12 protein-coding genes, 3 tRNA genes and 3 rRNA genes are annotated in these 19,714 nt (G+C 50.0%); 1 reads left to right on the plus strand and 17 read right to left on the minus strand.

All coding sequences use genetic code 11. From position 1 onward, the window contains the following. The first annotated feature begins 159 nt into the window (after window positions 1-159). Window positions 160-732, plus strand: a complete 573-nt coding sequence (locus MET42_RS0111170) for a glycine zipper domain-containing protein (RefSeq protein WP_019883083.1) — start codon at window positions 160-162, stop codon at window positions 730-732. A gap of 136 nt (window positions 733-868) precedes the next feature. Here the strand turns inward: MET42_RS0111170 and rrf are convergent. The 17 genes from rrf to MET42_RS0111250 form a co-directional block, all read right to left on the minus strand. Beyond that, window positions 869-982, minus strand: a 5S ribosomal RNA gene (rrf, locus tag MET42_RS0111175). A gap of 204 nt (window positions 983-1,186) precedes the next feature. Continuing rightward, window positions 1,187-4,071, minus strand: a 23S ribosomal RNA gene (locus MET42_RS0111180). Between the two features lie 372 nt (window positions 4,072-4,443). Beyond that, a tRNA-Ala gene (locus tag MET42_RS0111185) sits at window positions 4,444-4,519 on the minus strand. A 9-nt stretch (window positions 4,520-4,528) separates the two neighbouring features. After that, window positions 4,529-4,605: transfer RNA gene (locus MET42_RS0111190), tRNA-Ile, on the minus strand. An 86-nt stretch (window positions 4,606-4,691) separates the two neighbouring features. Next, window positions 4,692-6,230, minus strand: a 16S ribosomal RNA gene (locus tag MET42_RS0111195). Together the 16S, 23S and 5S rRNA genes with 3 tRNA genes alongside form the textbook arrangement of a ribosomal RNA operon. 330 nt (window positions 6,231-6,560) lie before the next feature. Further along, window positions 6,561-6,637 (minus strand) — tRNA-Met (locus tag MET42_RS0111200). Window positions 6,638-6,712: 75 nt separating this feature from the next. After that, window positions 6,713-8,440 carry a lipid A export permease/ATP-binding protein MsbA gene (gene msbA / locus MET42_RS0111205; protein WP_019883084.1) on the minus strand — a complete coding sequence of 576 codons (1,728 nt, stop codon included), beginning with the start codon at window positions 8,438-8,440 and terminating at the stop codon, window positions 6,713-6,715. An 18-nt stretch (window positions 8,441-8,458) separates the two neighbouring features. After that, window positions 8,459-8,731, minus strand: a complete 273-nt coding sequence (locus MET42_RS14825; protein WP_157380511.1) for a glycosyltransferase family 9 protein — start codon at window positions 8,729-8,731, stop codon at window positions 8,459-8,461. A 16-nt stretch (window positions 8,732-8,747) separates the two neighbouring features. After that, window positions 8,748-9,794 (minus strand): glycosyltransferase, encoded by a 1,047-nt coding sequence (locus MET42_RS0111210; protein ID WP_019883085.1) that lies wholly within the window; start codon window positions 9,792-9,794, stop codon window positions 8,748-8,750. Then, a complete protein-coding gene (locus MET42_RS0111215; RefSeq protein ID WP_019883086.1) occupies window positions 9,787-10,899 on the minus strand; it encodes a glycosyltransferase family 9 protein in 1,113 nt (370 codons plus the stop codon). Before MET42_RS0111215 ends, MET42_RS0111210 begins: the two co-directional genes overlap by 8 nt. Then, the gene (locus tag MET42_RS0111220) at window positions 10,883-12,145 is read right to left on the minus strand and encodes an O-antigen ligase (protein ID WP_019883087.1); all 1,263 of its coding nucleotides are present in this window, start codon (window positions 12,143-12,145) and stop codon (window positions 10,883-10,885) included. The genes MET42_RS0111215 and MET42_RS0111220 overlap by 17 nt, the downstream gene beginning before the upstream one ends. 2 nt (window positions 12,146-12,147) lie before the next feature. Beyond that, window positions 12,148-13,272, minus strand: a complete 1,125-nt coding sequence (locus MET42_RS0111225; protein ID WP_019883088.1) for a glycosyltransferase family 4 protein — start codon at window positions 13,270-13,272, stop codon at window positions 12,148-12,150. A 16-nt stretch (window positions 13,273-13,288) separates the two neighbouring features. Further along, window positions 13,289-14,221, minus strand: a complete 933-nt coding sequence (locus MET42_RS0111230; protein WP_232411526.1) for a mitochondrial fission ELM1 family protein — start codon at window positions 14,219-14,221, stop codon at window positions 13,289-13,291. A gap of 182 nt (window positions 14,222-14,403) precedes the next feature. Next, window positions 14,404-15,156, minus strand: a complete 753-nt coding sequence (locus MET42_RS0111235) for a DUF4197 domain-containing protein (protein WP_019883092.1) — start codon at window positions 15,154-15,156, stop codon at window positions 14,404-14,406. Window positions 15,157-15,249: 93 nt separating this feature from the next. Beyond that, a complete protein-coding gene (locus MET42_RS0111240) occupies window positions 15,250-17,751 on the minus strand; it encodes a glycogen/starch/alpha-glucan phosphorylase (RefSeq protein ID WP_019883093.1) in 2,502 nt (833 codons plus the stop codon). A gap of 157 nt (window positions 17,752-17,908) precedes the next feature. Then, window positions 17,909-19,159 (minus strand): OmpP1/FadL family transporter, encoded by a 1,251-nt coding sequence (locus MET42_RS0111245; protein WP_019883094.1) that lies wholly within the window; start codon window positions 19,157-19,159, stop codon window positions 17,909-17,911. A 240-nt stretch (window positions 19,160-19,399) separates the two neighbouring features. Continuing rightward, window positions 19,400-19,711 (minus strand): hypothetical protein, encoded by a 312-nt coding sequence (locus MET42_RS0111250; RefSeq protein ID WP_019883095.1) that lies wholly within the window; start codon window positions 19,709-19,711, stop codon window positions 19,400-19,402. Between the last annotated feature and the right edge of the window lie 3 nt (window positions 19,712-19,714).

A 19,714-nucleotide genomic window follows, 5' to 3' on the forward strand; every position in this document is an offset into this window, starting at 1 on the left:
TTTGGCACACCTGAAATCAAGCGGCTGATATTGCAACAAAACGTCATCCTCATGACTGCTTACCTGCTTTTGTTTAAGACGACTTAAACACTTGTTAAAAAGTCATTCTATAATCAAGCAGCGGTACCCATCATAACAATAGATCCTCGGGAGCGAATCATGAACAATACCAAGGTAATCATCAGCAGTATATTGCTATCATTGTGCGCAATAATAGGCACCAGCTACGCGGACCCGCCAGCGCACGCACCGGCTCATGGCTGGAGAAAGAAACATGACCCTTACTATCGTGGCTATTCAGGCTACCAGTGGCAGCGTGACTATGGTGTAATCAGTGGAGAATGTCAGTGGCAAATCGTCGGCACGGTCACTGGTGGTGTCATCGGCGGCGCAGTGGGCGCCAGCGTCGGTGAAGACTCAAATAAACCGATTGCAATTATTCTCGGTTCCGTCATAGGCGCAGTGATCGGTAATCAGATAGGTAAAGCTATAGATAATAACGATAGGGGCTGTATAGGCCACGCGCTCGAACTGGGACGCATAGGGCAACGGGTTCATTGGGTAAATCCTGATAGCCGTATTGAATACAACCTCACGCCAACCGCAGACTTCATACAAGGTAATCAAAAATGTAAATCTTACCGCCTTGAATGGATAGAACAGGGAAAACGTCAGCAAGCCAGCAATCGCGCCTGCCTGGCAGAACAAGGCCAATGGCAAACGATCAATTAACGGCTGCCTAAGCAAAAAAGCCTCTTGTTAAGAGGCTTTTTTGTATATTTAAGGAGGCATTTCTAATGTCCAACCCCATTTTCGTGCAATAAAAAAGGCCTCAACACGCGAGTGTTGAGGCCTTTTTAGAATAGGAGCTTGGGGATGACCTACTTTCGCATACGAAGAGTACACTATCATTGGCGCAAGTTCGTTTCACGGCCCTGTTCGAGATGGGAAGGGGTGGTTCCAAACCGCTATTGTCCCCAAACATAACTGGTAATGTTATGCATGGTGCTGAGTTTTGGCTCAGCCTGCTTTAACAAATTGGAAGAAGTAAAGGATGCAAGCGTTTTACGCTTGTTTTCAATGGGATTAGGGTATGAAACAACTTGTGTTTCTTATTTCTAGATGATTGCCAAATCATATTGCTTTGAACTACACCTTTAGACTTATGTTTAAGTTTTAAGGTTATAGGATCAAGCCTCACGAGCAATTAGTATCAGTTAGCTTAATGCATTACTGCACTTCCACACCTGACCTATCAACGTCCTGGTCTTGAACGACTCTTTAGCTGGCTTAAAGCCAGAGGCAAGTCTCATCTCGAGGCGAGTTTCACGCTTAGATGCTTTCAGCGTTTATCTCTTCCGCACTTAGCTACCCAGCTATACCATTGGCATGATAACTGGTCCACCAGAGGTGCGTCCACTCCGGTCCTCTCGTACTAGGAGCAGGTCCCCTCAAACTTGCAGCGCCCACGGCAGATAGGGACCAAACTGTCTCACGACGTTTTAAACCCAGCTCACGTACCACTTTAAATGGCGAACAGCCATACCCTTGGGACCGGCTACAGCCCCAGGATGTGATGAGCCGACATCGAGGTGCCAAACTCCCCCGTCGATATGAACTCTTGGGAGGAATCAGCCTGTTATCCCCAGAGTACCTTTTATCCGTTGAGCGATGGCCCTTCCATACAGAACCACCGGATCACTATGACCTGCTTTCGCACCTGCTCGACCTGTCCGTCTCGCAGTCAAGCAACCTTATGCCATTGCACTATCAGTACGATTTCCGACCGTACCTAGGTTACCTTCGCACTCCTCCGTTACTCTTTGGGAGGAGACCGCCCCAGTCAAACTGCCTACCATACACGGTCCCCAGTCCGGATTACGGACCTAGGTTAGAACCTCAACAACATCAGGGTGGTATTTCAAGGTTGACTCCACGAAATCTAGCGACTCCGCTTCAACGTCTCCCACCTATCCTACACAAATCTTGTCAAAGTCCAATGTAAAGCTGCAGTAAAGGTTCATGGGGTCTTTCCGTCTAGCCGCGGGGAGATTGCATCTTCACAAACATTTCAACTTCGCTGAGTCCCGAGAGGAGACAGTGTGGCCATCGTTACGCCATTCGTGCGGGTCGGAACTTACCCGACAAGGAATTTCGCTACCTTAGGACCGTTATAGTTACGGCCGCCGTTTACTGGGACTTCAATCAAGAGCTTGCACCCCATCATTTAATCTTCCAGCACCGGGCAGGCGTCACACCCTATACGTCCACTTTCGTGTTTGCAGAGTGCTGTGTTTTTATTAAACAGTCGCAGCCACCTTTTCACTGCAACCCCATCGTGCTTCGAGAGTAAATCTCTACACACTACCGGGGCGCACCTTCTCCCGAAGTTACGGTGCTAATTTGCCGAGTTCCTTCTCCCGGGTTCTCTCAAGCGCCTTAGAATTCTCATCCTGCCCACCTGTGTCGGTTTGCGGTACGGTCTTATACAACTGAAGCTTAGTGGCTTTTCTTGGAAGCATGGTATCAATCACTTCGTCTGCAAGCAGACTCGTTATCACGTCTCAGTCTTAGCTCTCCGGATTTGCCTAAAGAACCAACCTACACGCTTGAACCGGGACATCCAACACCCGGCTGACCTAACCTTCTCCGTCCCCACATCGCATTGTATAGAGGTACAGGAATATTAACCTGTTTCCCATCAGCTACGCATCTCTGCCTCACCTTAGGGGCCGACTCACCCTGCGCCGATGAACGTTGCGCAGGAAACCTTGGGCTTTCGGCGAGGGAGCTTTTCACTCCCTTTATCGCTACTCATGTCAGCATTCGCACTTCTGATACCTCCAGCATGCCTCACAGCACACCTTCGCAGGCCTACAGAACGCTCTCCTACCATGCCATATAAATATGGCATCCGAAGCTTCGGTTACGTGCTTAGCCCCGTTACATCTTCCGCGCAGGACGACTCGACCAGTGAGCTATTACGCTTTCTTTAAATGATGGCTGCTTCTAAGCCAACATCCTGGCTGTCTATGCCTTCCCACTTCGTTTTCCACTTAGCACGTCATTTGGGACCTTAGCTGTCGGTCTGGGTTGTTTCCCTCTTGACCACGGACGTTAGCACCCATGGTCTGTCTCCCGTAATTGCATTTCTCAGTATTCGGAGTTTGCAATGGTTTGGTAAGTTCTTATGAACCCCCTAGCCATAACAGTGCTCTACCCCCGAGAATGATATACGAGGCACTACCTAAATAGTTTTCGGAGAGAACCAGCTATCTCCAAGTTTGTTTAGCCTTTCACCCCTATCCACAGCTCATCCCCAAATTTTTCAACATTTGTGGGTTCGGACCTCCAGTACCTGTTACGGCACCTTCATCCTGGCCATGGATAGATCACTTGGTTTCGGGTCTACACCCAGCGACTGATTCGCCCTATTCGGACTCGATTTCTCTACGCCTCCCCTATCGGTTAAGCTTGCCACTGAATGTAAGTCGCTGACCCATTATACAAAAGGTACGCAGTCACCCCTTACGAGGCTCCCACTGTTTGTATGCATACGGTTTCAGGATCTATTTCACTCCCCTCCCGGGGTTCTTTTCGCCTTTCCCTCACGGTACTTGTTCACTATCGGTCGATATCGAGTATTTAGCCTTGGAGGATGGTCCCCCCATGTTCAGACAAGGTTTCTCGTGCCCCGCCCTACTTTTCGTTACCCTAGTTCCACAAACGGGATTTCGTATACGGGACTATCACCCACTACGGTCGGACTTTCCATTCCGTTCTACTATCGCGTCTGCTAAAAATAACAGGCTGTTCCATGTTCGCTCGCCACTACTTACGGAATCTCGGTTGATTTCTTTTCCTCGAGTTACTTAGATGTTTCAGTTCACTCGGTTCGCTTTACTCTTCCTATATATTCAGAAGAGAATGACCTTACGGCCGGGTTTCCCCATTCGGACATCTCCGGATCAAAGCTTATTTGCCAGCTCCCCGAAGCTTTTCGCAGGCTATCACGTCCTTCATCGCCTGATATCGCCAAGGCATCCACCATATGCACTTATTCACTTGACCCTATAACGTTAAAACCTAAACCCTTTTTAAATCTAGATTTCGTCGTGCATGAGACACGCGTTACAGGTAATTCTAAAGCACTATCAAACCTCGTTAGATTCGCTTAAATTATCAATCACTCAATAACCTAAACTTCTCAACTTGCGTTTAATATTTATGATTTTGCAATCAATCGATATTATTTCCGGTTAAAAAATAATATCGCCCATTGAATATAAGTTGTCATCACACAACCTATATTCCTTTACTTCTTCCATTTTGTTAAAGAGCAGTCTTAGTAGTTAAACTAATGTTTAAAAACCAGAAGCAAACATTTAATTAAACTTCAATTAATAACGCTTGCTTCTAATCTCTAATTCACAACAAAGTTCTTGGTGGAGGATGACGGGATCGAACCGACGACCCCCTGCTTGCAAAGCAGGTGCTCTCCCAGCTGAGCTAATCCCCCAATATAGAGTGGTGGGTCTGGTTGGGCTCGAACCAACGACCCCCGCCTTATCAAGACGGTGCTCTAACCAGCTGAGCTACAGACCCTAAGGCGGTTTGCCTAAATCTTTGTTGCTGCTTAATTTTAGATGACTGATAAGAGTGAATGCTTGAAGCCGAGTGATCTTCTCTAGAAAGGAGGTGATCCAGCCGCACCTTCCGATACGGCTACCTTGTTACGACTTCACCCCAGTCATGAATACTACCGTGGTAATCGTCCCCCTTGCGGTTAGACTAACTACTTCTGGTAAAACCCACTCCCATGGTGTGACGGGCGGTGTGTACAAGGCCCGGGAACGTATTCACCGCGACATGCTGATCCGCGATTACTAGCGATTCCGACTTCATGCTCTCGAGTTGCAGAGAACAATCCGGACTACGATCGGCTTTCTGAGATTAGCTCCCCCTCGCGGGTTGGCAACTCTCTGTACCGACCATTGTATTACGTGTGAAGCCCTGGCCATAAGGGCCATGAGGACTTGACGTCATCCCCACCTTCCTCCGGTTTGTCACCGGCAGTCCCATTAAAGTGCCCAACTAAATGATGGCAATTAATGGCAAGGGTTGCGCTCGTTGCGGGACTTAACCCAACATCTCACGACACGAGCTGACGACAGCCATGCAGCACCTGTGTCCACTTTCCCTTTCGGGCACCTAATGCATCTCTGCTTCGTTAGTGGCATGTCAAGGCCAGGTAAGGTTTTTCGCGTTGCATCGAATTAATCCACATAATCCACCGCTTGTGCGGGCCCCCGTCAATTCCTTTGAGTTTTAATCTTGCGACCGTACTCCCCAGGCGGTCTACTTCACGCGTTAGCTGCGTTACTCATGGATTTTACTCCACCAACAACTAGTAGACATCGTTTAGGGCGTGGACTACCAGGGTATCTAATCCTGTTTGCTCCCCACGCTTTCGTGCATGAGCGTCAATATTATCCCAGGGGGCTGCCTTCGCCATTGGTATTCCTCCACATCTCTACGCATTTCACTGCTACACGTGGAATTCTACCCCCCTCTGACATATTCTAGTCTTGTAGTTTCAAACGCAGTTCCCAAGTTGAGCTCGGGGATTTCACATCTGACTTACAAAACCGCCTGCGCACGCTTTACGCCCAGTAATTCCGATTAACGCTCGCACCCTACGTATTACCGCGGCTGCTGGCACGTAGTTAGCCGGTGCTTCTTATCAAGGTACCGTCAGCCTCACACTTTATTAGAATGTAAGTTTTCTTCCCTTGCGAAAGAGCTTTACAACCCGAAGGCCTTCTTCACTCACGCGGAATGGCTGGATCAGGCTTTCGCCCATTGTCCAAAATTCCCCACTGCTGCCTCCCGTAGGAGTCTGGACCGTGTCTCAGTTCCAGTGTGGCTGGTCGTCCTCTCAGACCAGCTACTGATCGTCGCCTTGGTAGGCCATTACCCCACCAACTAGCTAATCAGATATCGGCCGCTCTTATAACGTAAGGTCCGAAGATCCCCTACTTTCCCCCTCAGGGCGTATGCGGTATTAGCTAATCTTTCGACTAGTTATCCCCCATTACAAGGTACGTTCCGATATATTACTCACCCGTTCGCCACTAATCCCCCTAGCAAGCTAAGGTTCATCGTTCGACTTGCATGTGTAAAGCATTCCGCCAGCGTTCAATCTGAGCCAGGATCAAACTCTTCAGTTTAATTCCTAACTATTACTTTTTACCTCAATTAAGAGGCGGTATTCGATTCGCTTATATCTCAAATTCATTTCAAGGTATGTGTGTAAAAAACACTGTACATACTTGTCATAAATCTAAGTGTAAAGCATTTGTATTTTCTGAGTTTCTACGCATTAAATGCGCTTCACTCAACTACAAACACCCACACTTATCAGTCATCCTAATTTTTAAAGAACAGTCAGCTTCTAAGCCGTTTTCGTTACCGTTATTTCGTAACGAGGTGCGCATTATACAGAGGTTTTTCGTTCGGTCAAGCATCAAAATCATTTAATTTCTAAACTCATTTTTGCTTGGTTGCGGGAACAGGATTTGAACCTGTGACCTTCGGGTTATGAGCCCGACGAGCTGCCAGACTGCTCCATCCCGCGTCCGAATCGACTAGTAAAACTTGTGTTGCGTCGAGAGGTGAGACTATAGCAAACTTACAAAAACAGTGTCAACAGTTATTTGCTAAATATATTGTAGAGCGAGGCATATTTGCCGCCAGACTGCATCAATTGTTCATGCACGCCCTCTTCAACGATTTGACCTTGGTCCATCACAATAATTCGACTGGCGTGCTGTATGGTGCTCAGGCGGTGGGCAATCATGATCGTGGTCTTGCCTAACATCAGCTGGTTGAGCGCAGCTTGTACTTTATGCTCGGACTCGTTATCCAGCGCTGAGGTCGCCTCATCCAGAATGAGGATAGGGGCATTCTTGAGCATGGCACGTGCAATCGACAGGCGCTGGCGCTGGCCACCTGACAAGCGCAGGCCACGGTCACCGATATGCGTATCCAGCTGCTGCGGCAGCTTTTCGACAAACTCCCAGGCATGCGCAGCTTTGGCAGCGGCAATCACTTCTGCTTTAGACACGCCGCGCAAGCTACCGTAAGCGATATTGTTATATATAGTGTCGTTAAACAGCACAGTATCCTGACTCACCAGTGCAAACTGCTGGCGCAAATACGGCAACCCCAGTTGCTGTATGTTGATGCCATTGATGGTAATGCTGCCTTGCTGTACCTCATGAAAGCGCGGTAACAGATGCACCAGCGTAGACTTGCCGCCACCAGACATGCCTACCAGCGCAATACTTTCGCCTGCCTGAATAGTCAGGTTAAGGTTTTTCAATGCCGCATGCTGACCATAAGGATACTTAAAAGCGACATTGTGGAATTGAATCTCTTTAACAGGCTGCTCTAGCGCTAACTCACCCTGATTTATTTCGGTCGGCGTATCCAGCACGGCAAAAACGCTCTGGCAGGCAGTCACTGCAATTTGCACATCCTCATTCACAGAAGCAATCGCCTTCACCGGCCCGATAAGCATGAGCAAAGCACCAATAAACGCCGCGAATTCGCCGGCGGTGAATTGCCCGGCAGAATAATAAATCACCATCCCCAGCGCAATCGCTGCCAGCATTTCAACAAACATGCTATTGAGCCCTGAGATGCGTCCCAGCCTGACCATCATTTGCCGGTTGGTGGCAACGATGCGACTAAACCGCTGGTATTCATAAGCTTCGCCATTGAATACCTTGACGACACGCTGACCACTGGCGGCTTCTTCAATCACCTGTGTCATGTCAGACATACTCGCTTGCACCTGCTTGCCAGAGTTACGTAACTTGGGCGTCATTTTTTTCAGGTAGCGGGTAATGACAGGCGCTAGCATCAAGAAGACCAGCGTGAGTTTCCAATCCAGGTAGAGCATATAAGCCACAATACCGAGAATCGTCAGGCTATCGCGAATGGATGAAATAATGACTTTGGTGACGGCACTATATAGTTGCTCGCAATCAAAGGTCATTTTAGTGGTGATGTTGGCAATGGCATGCTGGTCAAAGAAACTGGCAGGCAGTTTTAACATATGGTCAAACACATGATTGCGTACATCTTCAATCACACGCCGTCCGACAATACGCACCAGGTAATTAGACCCAAAACCGGCCAATGCCCGCACAAACAGCAAGCCGCAGAGCATGGCGGCCAGGTAGATGCGCGAGTTGTTTTCTGCATGACCAGCAAAACCTTCGTCAGTCACATGTTTAATAGTACTCAGAAAACCGGTATTACTGGCAGAGAGGATGACCAGGCAACAAAGCGCCGCAGCAAAGGTCAGCCAATAGGGTTTGATATAGGCCATCAGCCTGCTCAGGTATGCGTAAGTGCTTTGCGTATTATTCATTATGGTTGTTTATACCTGTCATAGCTCCACATATATTGCAGCGGGAATTGCATTCGAATATTTATTGAGTCGCCGCGTTGCGCGCAGTAGATAGCCAAGAAAAGCAGTGCGTAAATCTACAATGATGTCATAACGTGTTTGCCGCAAGACAGAGGAACGAGGATCACAGAACAGAGCGATACATGCATCCGGGAATCGCGCATGCAGGGCGGCCAGGACTGGTGTGGTCATCACGGCGTCACCAATATTAGAGAGCGTGGTCACGAGAATACGTTTGGCGGTCATCGTCATCGTTAATCTCCGGGGATCACGCATGCACTCCCCCCAAAGCGTGTAGTGCTGCCTGCAATTGCTGTTGCAACTGCGGTGGAGAAAAATAGCGTGCATATAAGGTATGCGCGGCCTGGCCTTGCTCACGCGCACAATGTGACCATTGCAACACCGCTTCTGATAACGCCTGTGGATTGGCTGCTTCAATTTGCCATAAGCCATGCTGCTTACTGATGTCTGCTGGATACGCAGCGCTGGCACGCGTGATCACTGGCCGCCCGCACGCCAATGCTTGAAATACCTTATTAGGCATCACCTGTGCAGCCTTTTCTGAATCACCAAACACCCCCAGCACAAGATCTGCCTGCGCAATGCGCTGCGGCAACTGGCGATAAGGCACGCTAGCCTCAAAATCCACATTATCCAAACCGACAGCCTGCTGTTGGGCGCTTGCCCTGGCAGGGCCGTCACCCAGCAACACCCAGCGAATATGCGTATACTGGCGCGTCAATCTTGCAGCTTCTATGACGGTTTGCACCCCATGCAAGGCAATAAAGCTGCCATAAAACAACACCTCAATTATCGATGGGGAGCGTTCAGCTGCAATAGGCGTAAACAACGGTTGCTCGGCGCCCACATAGACGCAGGCAGTTTTTGCAGCGGACAGCTTGAATCGCTGCATAAACATCTGCCGCTGCGGTTCGGTATCCAGCAAGACCATGTCTGCAGAGTGCAACCATTGGCTTTCGCGGTTAAGCAAGCGACGTGCTGCCAGGCCATCCGCCCTGATTTTTTGCCGCTCATAAACCTGCTTCTGCCAGGCGCTAATCAGGGGATCGAACAACAACGGGATATTTTTTTTACGTGCCCAACGCGCAGCAGCGGCCACATCGCGGTGCCGGAAACAAGGCACCCACACTAGGTCTGCGCTGAGGCCTTTCAACTGCGCCTCAATATCTGCCAGGGCACTGATGCGCGGTGAAAAGTCGATGAGTTGATAACCCAAGGCTTGCAGCAACTGCCTGCAAATGCGGTTACGCGAATAATCCAGGTCCGAACGACCCCACCAAATCACTTTAGGCATGCTTAGGTTCTGCCAAATAAGGAACCAAGCGCTGCGGAGTGAGTTGCTGCATGCAGCTATGGTGGCTACATTGCTTGGCGTAACAGTTCTTGCATGACACCTCCAGTTGTAGCGCTAGCACTTGCTGCCCCAGTGGCTTCACGCGTAACGGGTTAGTCGGGCCACAGATCACAGTCATCGGTGTGCTGGTCGCTGCCGCCAAATGGGCGGTGCCAGTATCATTGGCAACAATGGCGGCCGCCTGCGCGCAGATAACCGGCACCTCAAGCAAACTGGTTTGCCCACATAGGTTCACCACGTGCCGTGGATGTTGGCTGGCAATGGCCAGGCACTCCTCAGCCTCATCCCGCCCGCCGAGTAAGACCACACGCATGCCCTGCTGACCATAATGCGCAACCAAATCAGCATAATGTTTAGCACCCCAGCGCTTGGTCTGGCCACTGGCATGGCTGCCGCATAAAAAAACCACAAACGATTTGTGCTGCAACGCATGCCCTGCCAACAGTTGCCCGGCAGACGCGACTGACGACGGTGGAGTATGCAGCTTGGGCGCAGGTGTGCGCAAAGGGATACCCGCACAAAGCAAGGTTTGCTGCATGATTTGGAAACCGTGTGCCTGTAGCAGGCGCTGCCGCTGGCGTATGGTGTAAGGAAAACGCGGGTGATTACCCAATAACAAGGCCGGCGCCTTACCCATAAGCCTGAGCATGGTCAGCAAACCACGACTTTTATCGTTGGTTTGCAAATCGATAATCAGGTCATACTGCATCGCAGCCACTTCAGCCAGCCATTGCCGGTAGGCACGCCAGCGACCCGGCTGTTGCTGCAGGTTGACGCACCAGACCCGGCTAAACCTTGGATCATGTGTAAACAGCGATTGCCAGGCGGGCATGGTATTCAGGTGCAACTCCGCTTGCGGAAACGCTAGCCTGATATCTTCCATGATGGCGGTACTGATGACGATATCGCCCATGCCACCCCATTTGATAATGAGGATGCGCTTGATGGCCGGGTCACGCGGCAAATCGCGCACGATGGTGTGATCCAGCGTTGCGCCAAAACAATCAGCATCCCGGTATTGCATCAGTTTAACTTGCGCGGTCATTGTTGCTCCGCTCCAGACTGGCGATAAAAGCGCAAGCCAGCAGCATTAGTACCGGAAACCACCAGGGCACTAACATGGGTTGGGTAGTATTGACCGGGAAGTAAATCACCATTAATGGCAAGGCATAAGGCCAGGCCTGATGTTGATCAGTGACTGTTGCCTGCCTGAACCAGTGGACACATAACCCCACAATCGCCACCAACCCCAAACCGCCAACCAGTCCGGTTTCCGCCAGCCATTCGATATAGATGTTATGGCTATGTGTAGGATTGTGGGCAAAAGGATCATCGGCACGGCTGGCGTATTGTGCATAGGCACGCTTGTAGTTATTACTGCCTATACCGGTGACTGGATTGGCTTGCCACATATGCAAACCGGTTTCCCACAAGTTCAGTCGATAACTGAGTGCATGATTCACCCGGTCAAAGATGGATTGCTCAGCGGCAGCAATGGCCTGTGTATTCTGCAATTTATATTTGGCTAACTGTGGATTTAGAAAGCTGGAACATAGCGTCACCACTAGCGGCACTGCCAATACGGCCAGCCAGACCTTCCAGCCAGGCTGGCTGCGCCATAGCCCCAGCAGCAACATCAGAAGATAAATATAGACATAACCACGCGCACCAGACAGCGCCACTACCACCCCGGCCCCCAGCAACATGACCCACGCCAGCCAGGCACGTTTGGCTTGCAAGTGATAAAAAATCAACGGCAGCACGGCCAGCATCAAGATTCCCTGATGCAAATCGCTAAACATGCCCGTTATACGGCCTTCCGGCGTTTTAGGCATACCCAATACATCCACCCCAAACAGGTATTGAATAGCACTATCCAGTATCCACAGGGCAATGACCCAACTCAGCCAGCGCGCAAGTAATTGCCTGACCATAGCCTGCTGCAATTGCATAACCAAGGCAAGGCCTGCCAGATACATCAGGCTAAACCAGGCAATAGCCGCGAGCGTGGCTTTTGCATCAAACGCATGCAGCAATGATAGCCACATAGGTAGCCATAGCAACAGAAACAAAACTGTCCAGCGGCACACTGCGCGCTGCTTGCGTAAATCTGAGAACCTCGCCAGCAACAATCCCGCACCAACAATAGCCAGTAACAAAGTGGGCAACCTCGCACCGCCAGAAAAAGGGCTCCAGGCAATAATCATCACAGCCAGCAATAAGCAAATGTGTGCTAAAGCCTGCGGTATGGCGAGGGGCTTATCCTGATGTAAAGACGCAATGGCATGCATAGTCAACTCCCTTGTCCGGCATCGGCCATCACATCGTGATAAACCGCCAGTGTTTTTTGCTGCATCACCTGCAATGAAAATTGCGTATTTGGCTGCACTGTTGGCGGATGCGCAAGCCAGCTCAGTGTCAGCATGGCGACTTCAGCCACGTTGCCCACCGGCACCGCCCCTTCCGGCAATAGCGCTGCCAACTGCTCCGCCACGCCACCATGCTGGTAGCCAATCACCGGCACGCCCAAACTCAATGCTTCCACTGTCGTGCGCCCAAAGGCCTCTGGCTCGGTAGATAAAGAGTAAACAATCTTGGATATGGCCATGATCTGTTTCACATCCTGGCGGTAGCCGGTCAAGGTGACACACTCAGACAATCCAGCTGCGTGTATCTTCTGCTGCAAACAGGCGGCAAAGGCCTGTTTATCAGCAGCCACCTCGCCCACCAGCAAAGCGTGTACATCCCGATGTTGCTGGCAAACAATGCGCAACATATCGACAAAGTCTGCGGCGCCTTTCCAACGTGAGACCCTGGCGGGCAACACCAGCAAGCGCTTGCCACGCGTCTGCGGATATTCGGCAAACCATTCTTGTTGCCAATTCAGATCTGGCGTATAGCCTGGCGTGTATTGCGCGGTATCCACCCCACGGTAAATCAGCTGCAATTTGCGTGCATCTACCTGATACTCTCGTTGCGCATAAGCCTCTATCGTTTTAGAAATGACAATCACCCGCTCACCACAGGTCATGATGCGGCTATACCAGCCGGGGCGATAATAACCATGCACCGTCGTCACCAGGTGCGGCCGTTGCTCAGAGGGCATGCCTTTCCAGGCCAGATACACGACCCATGCCGGAAAGCGCGAACGCACGTGCACAATATCCACTTGTTCACGCCGCCATAGTGCACGCAATTTAGGAATCAGTAAAAAAGTCAGCAGCGATTTGCGCCCGATGGGAAAGGTAAAGTGCGTACTGCCTGCGGCCTCCAACTCAGCCACCATCCTGCCACCAGCCGACATCACCAGCGAGCGGTGACCTTGCGAAACCAGATGCGCAGCGACCTCCAAGGTGCCCCGCTCCACCCCGCCCGATTGCAAGGCAGGTAATACTTGTAAAACTGTCAGTGTACGCAAAACAGGAGTTCAACCACTAGCTTAATCGTGATACCAGGCGACGCCTTGTAGAAGTGCTGTTGAAATAAGCCAGCAAGGCATCACTGCAACGGCTGGCTTCATTAAAACCGAGCACTGGTCGCATATATTGGCGATACAAACCATAAGGGTCATATCTGGTGACCAATTGGCGGTCGACTAATTTTTCGATGCCACGGCTAACGCGGCCGCTGTTTTTTGCAGAGAGGCTAATCAGCCCTACCGCCACTTGTGCCGTAAGCGCTTCATATACCATGGAGACAGAATCTTCAGTCACCCAGGCGGTAGAGACCCGTGCCAATGTGGTCTGCACCCAGTCTTTGCCGGTATCAGCAATCGGGATAATCGTCAGGTTGGTCAACCTGACGCGCTGCATGGCAGAAACAAAGCTGGCTGGCGTGCGTCTGGAGGTGGTCAGGACGAAATTGACTTCGGTATGCTTGCGAACCAAGTCATAGACTTGCGCGATCACACCCAGCTCATCCCAGTGGAAATGCTTGCTGGGCCCGCCTATCATAATCAAAACGTCACTACTCTCTTTGGCGGCAGTGCTGGGCTGAATATGATTGATGACACCACGCGTTTCGATAAAACTGGAGAAACCGCGGTACTGGTCGTGTTCCGGGATCAAACAGACATCGAACAATTCGGCAGGGAGGCTGGGTTGCATCATGCACACCGTTTGTCCACCGTAAGCGCGCTTGGCGGCCAGCATATGGCCGTGCGTGGCATGGCCAGCACCAATAATCATGTCCGGTTTGGGCAAATATTTACCGGCGGGCCACACACCTGCGGCCAGATATAACCAGCCTGCGCCACCGCGGCCTACGGGTACATCGACGACGTGAACCGGCAAACGCTGCTGCATGGCATTGACCAGGCCTAAAGACTGATGCTCATGACCGGGCTTGCCGTCTAAAAGACGCCACACTACTAGGGCATTGCTTGAACTCAGAGAATTGTTTGAACGATTTTGACTGATCATGGGCACCACCTGCATATGCCGTGCAGGTTAGAGGTGCATCATGACAAAAAGATTAAAATAAAAAGAAGGAATTATGTCGATACACCCGCGACATCACGCGGGTGCAATGAGAGGTTTATTAAAATCAGCTACTTGGCTGCGCCAAACACCTTTTTGAGCAGGCTACTGGCCTGGCCCATCGGGTCCTGACGAATCGCGGCTTCCTCTTTGGCAATCATCAGGTAAACCCCGTCGAGTGCTTTTTGCGTGACATATTGATTGATGTTGGCATCTTCTTTCTTAATCACGCCAAACTTGCTGCCCATCTCGGCATATTTATTATAGGTATCTGCCAATTGCACATTGGCGGTGGCTTTTTGCACGATGGGCAAGAACTTAGCCGCCATATCTGTCGAAGTCGTTTTCTTGAAATATTGTGTGGCCGCATCTTGCGGGCCAGTGAGGATATTCTTGGCATCTGTCACACTCATTTGCTTGACCGAGTTAACCAATAGCGTTTTAGCTTCAGGCACGGCTTGTTCGGCTGCCCGGTTCATCTTGAGAATCAGTTCATCCGCCTGGCTGCCCATACCGACCAGTCGCATGCCTTTTTCGATTTTCTTTAATGACTCTGGCAATGGGATTTTGACCTCTTTATTCCCCATAAAACCATCTGTGGCACCTAGCAGGCCCACTGCTTTGCTCACGCCCTGGTTAAGGGCAAGTTTCAGCCCATCGCTGGTTTCCTGTTCGCTCAGATTGCTGACCGCACTACTATTACTGCTACCACTGGTCGAGCTACCACCGACTTTTTCAACAATATCGCCCAAGCCTTTGAGGTCCAACGCTTGTGCATCTGTGATTAATAAACCGGCCAACAATACCCACGCTGTATTTTTCATGATTACGCTCTTTAACAAGTTAATGCAGTGTACCCATAAAGCACAAAGCAAGTCCAGATGGACTTGCTTTGTATTGAGGCAAGCAGAAAAAAATCAGGCTTTAAATGGTGAAACCTGCCAGATACGCTGCGCATAGTCAGCAATGGTGCGGTCACTGGAGAATTTCGCCATACGCGCCACATTCAAAATCGCCATGCGTGACCAGGCCTCTTCATCCTGATACAAGGCCGCCACTTTTTCTTGCGTGGTGACATACGCAGCATAGTCCGCCAGCAACAAGTACTGATCCCCTTTGTGCAATAAGGTATCCACAATCGCCTGGTAACGGCTAGGCTCTTCTACCGAGAAGAAACCGTTGCCTATCATGTCTATGACTTGTTTCAGCTCATGGTTGCCATGGTAATAATCCCATGGGTTGTAGTTGCTGGCTTTCAGTTGCGCGACTTCTGGCGTAGTGAGGCCAAAAATAAAGATATTCTCGTCGCCCACTTCTTCCATAATCTCAACGTTGGCACCATCCAGCGTACCGATGGTCAGCGCGCCATTGAGCGCCATTTTCATATTACCGGTGCCGCTGGCCTCAGTGCCTGCGGTTGAAATTTGCTCGGACAAATCAGCCCCCGGAAACAGGATCTCCGCTGCGCTCACCTCATAGTTAGGATAGAACACGACTTTCAGCTGATCATTGACTGCTGGGTCATTATTAATCATCACCGCCACATCGTTAATCAAACGGATGATCTGCTTGGCCAGCCAGTAGCCAGGCGCGGCTTTACCGGCAAAAATCACTACACGCGGCGTATGCTGGCTCACCTGCCCGCTACGGATACGGTTATACAAGGTAATCACGTGCAGCACATTCAGCAATTGGCGCTTATATTCATGAATACGCTTGATTTGCACATCGAACAGCGCATTGGTACTAATGGCGATGCCCGTTTTTTGCAGAATTTTGTCGGCCAGGCGCTGCTTGTTGGCTTTTTTCACCTCACGGAAGGCTTTTCTAAACGCAGCATTATCGGCAAACGGCTCGATCTTTTTAATCAGGCTCAGGTCTTTCTGAAAGCCAGTGCCTATATGTTTGGTTAACAAACTGGTCAACAATGGATTGGCCTGGTTTAACCAGCGACGCGGTGTAATACCATTGGTCACATTGGTAAACTTGCCCGGATAGATTTTATTAAAATCGGCAAACAAGGTAGTTTTTAACAACTCGCTATGCAACTCGGCTACCCCGTTCACAGTATGGCTGCCGACAATCGCCAGGTGCGCCATACGCACGCGGCGGCCATGCGTCTCATCAACAATGGAGACACGTTGCAACAAGGCAGTATCGCCTGGGAAGTGCTGATTGACCATTTGCAGGAACTGGTGATTAATTTCGTAAATAATCTCCAGGTGGCGTGGCAATAACTGCGCGAACAAATCGACCGACCAGGTTTCCAGCGCTTCAGGCATCAGCGTATGGTTGGTATATGCAAACATTTTGGTGATCAATTTCCAGGCTTTGTCCCATGGCAAGTGGTAATGATCAAGCAGTTGATGCATCATTTCAGCAACAGCAATAGCAGGGTGCGTATCGTTGAGCTGAATCGCCACCTTCTCCGGCAGGGTGCTCCAGTCAGCGTTATAGTTGGTAAACCGATGCAGAATATCCTGCGTAGACGCCGAGACGAAAAAGTATTGTTGTTTCAGGCGTAGCGCCTTGCCAGATTCTGACGTGTCATTCGGATACAGCACTTGCGAAATGGTCTCTGCACTATGGCGCCCTTCAACCGATTTCTCATAATTACCTTCATTAAAGTATGCCAGGTCAAACTCATTGGTTGCCTTGGCTGACCACAAACGCAGATTGTTCACCGTTTGCGTGCCATAGCCAGGCACCGGCACATCATAGGGCATGGCCACCACGGTTTCATGATCTACCCAATGATGCTCGATACCGTGTTCAGTATGCACGTGCAACACGCGGCCATAAAACTTCACCTCACACGTATGCTCTGGCCGCTGTACTTCCCAGATATTCTGGTAGCGCAACCAGTTATCCGGATTTTCTTTTTGCTGGCCGTTTTCTATGGTTTGCCTGAACATGCCATAGTCATAACGAATACCGTAACCCGTGGCCGGAATATCCATGGTCGCCATGGAGTCGACAAAACACGCCGCCAAACGACCCAGACCACCGTTACCCAAGGCAGCATCCGGCTCCAGTTCGGCCACGCCTTCCAGCCGCTGGCCGATTTCCTGCAAACCATCGCTTAGTTCCGGTGCAATGCCCAAATTAAGTGCGGCATTAGACAGCATGCGCCCGATCAAAAACTCAAGGGAGAGGTAATAGACACGCTTGGTATTAGCATCACGATAGGCATCGCGCGTATTCACCCAGCGGCTCATCAAATGGTCGCGTACAGTAAAGGCTGCGGTCTGGTACCAATCGCGCGTCGTCGCCCATGAATTGGACTTGCCGATGGAAAAAGTCAGGTGATTACGCAAAGCCTGCGGAATCGGCAGTTGCTCAAGCAAGAACTCATCGACCGCTTGCGCTGTGTCAGATTTATCAGCTTTTTTAGGTGTTTTTTTCACATTGGCAGTCATACATCTTCCCCTGAGGTGTTGATCACAAATTTGCTTTAAATGAGCCAAAAGCAAAAAACAAGCCTACAACAAGAATATGTCAGACATAAAAAAAGCCACGAAATTCATGTTGTGGCTTTTGATTATAACGCCCGAAGATGGCGAAAATAAAAGAGTTTTACAATTTCCAGGTATAGGCCACCCCTAATGCATCCTGATACATCTTCAGATTTGCCTCACCGCCGCCAAAGGCAGCCGGGATAGAACCACTGCCATTGACACTGTTTTCAAAGGCATGCGTATAGGAGAACGACAGCTCGGATTGCGGGCTCAAAACCCAGGTCGCACCGAGTGACACGTGATCTTTTACCACACCCGGCGCCAGGATATTGAGCAAGGTATCACCGCGGCGGATAGGCTGATCAACATGGTTAAAGCCAGCACGCAAGGTTAAAGCGGGGCTATATTGATACAGCGCTCCGATTTTATACACCTTGGCATCCTGCCAGTTAAACCCGGCCCCATTGTCATTGCCGAGGCCATTAAACAAATTCGCCTGTGAGGCATTGCCTACGGCATCTACCTCACCGTAATTAATGCGTTGAAAATCTGCTGCCAACGTCAATGCAGGCGTCACTTTCACCGCCACACCCACGCCATAAGTAGACGGGATATCAAAGTCCCCCTGCTCGGCAAACAAACCTTTATATTTATCAAACTTGCTCATATAGGTACGGCTTTGATAAGTCGCGCCCAAAGTCACGGTATCGGTGATTTCACCCAACCAGCCAATATGGACGCCTGCCCCATACGAATTGTCGTGGCCATTGTTAGTCACACGCCCTGGCGCGGCACTGAATGTTGCGTTATCAAAACCCTGCAGTCCTTTGGCTTCAAAACGCTGGTAAGCCAGGTTTAACGACGCGCCAATAATATGCTTCTCAGACACCTTCCAGGTCGCGGTCGGCGCCACAAATACCTGGATCAGATCTACCCCGGCACTGCCCTGACTTTGAAACAATGGAATACCGTTTTTGTAATCGGTATTCATACCACCATTGCCATACACACTCACACCCAGCGTCACGTCGTCAGAATATTGCTTGTTATAGCCAAACTCAGGGATTAGAAAATTCTGCGTATCGTTACCTTTATAGGTGCCATTTGCACCTGGTGAAGGACTACCTTCCAGCTCAGACTCGCGCACCGGCCTAAACCAGGTCGCACCCGCATCAATGCGGTCACCTACTTTGCCCATGCCAGCCGGGTTGGCCGCAGCCGCCAATGCGTCTTGCGGCAAGGCAATGCCCACACCAGCCACGCCCTGTGAACGCACGCCATAACCGTGTGCAAAATAGCCATCGGTTGCCCAGGCGCTACCAAAAGAAAACGAAACCAGCAGCGGAATAATGTTTGATAAGCGGCGCATAATGACTTCCATACAAATGGTGATGAAATCACTATAGCAAGCCACTTTAATACCAATAAATAATAAAATTGAATATCTTTATAACTATAAAAAATATAAAGCCCGCCAAGGCGGGCTTTATATATGCTCATCAATTGGTAGGAATAGCTCAGTCCAGCAGGGAGGGCATTAGTGGCTACGTTTGAATTGAGGGGAACGCTTTAGCGCATCCCGCTTAAGGATGGGTTAGGCTTAAATATTTCACTTTAGAAAATCGATAATAAGGAATGCTATAAACGCTAACATCAGAACTTTGATATGCCTTAGTGAACGGTTAATTTCCGTAATTTCCGATAAACTCTTTGGCAAATAACTCATACGATCTTCGTAACGAAACTTCCTCTCTGCCTCCAACTCATCTTTAAGGCTTTCTAAATCGTCAGAAATCCGTGCAATCCCATTTGACATATCTTTGACTTCACGTTCGATTGAAAAAAGAGCATGTGCATGCTGCAACGGATCACGAAGATTTTGCTCACGAAGGTCGTCAAGGCCATCGTTATATTGTTTCATAAA

The sequence above is a fragment of the Methylophilus sp. 42 genome, from assembly GCF_000384155.1.
GTDB lineage: Bacteria > Pseudomonadota > Gammaproteobacteria > Burkholderiales > Methylophilaceae > Methylophilus.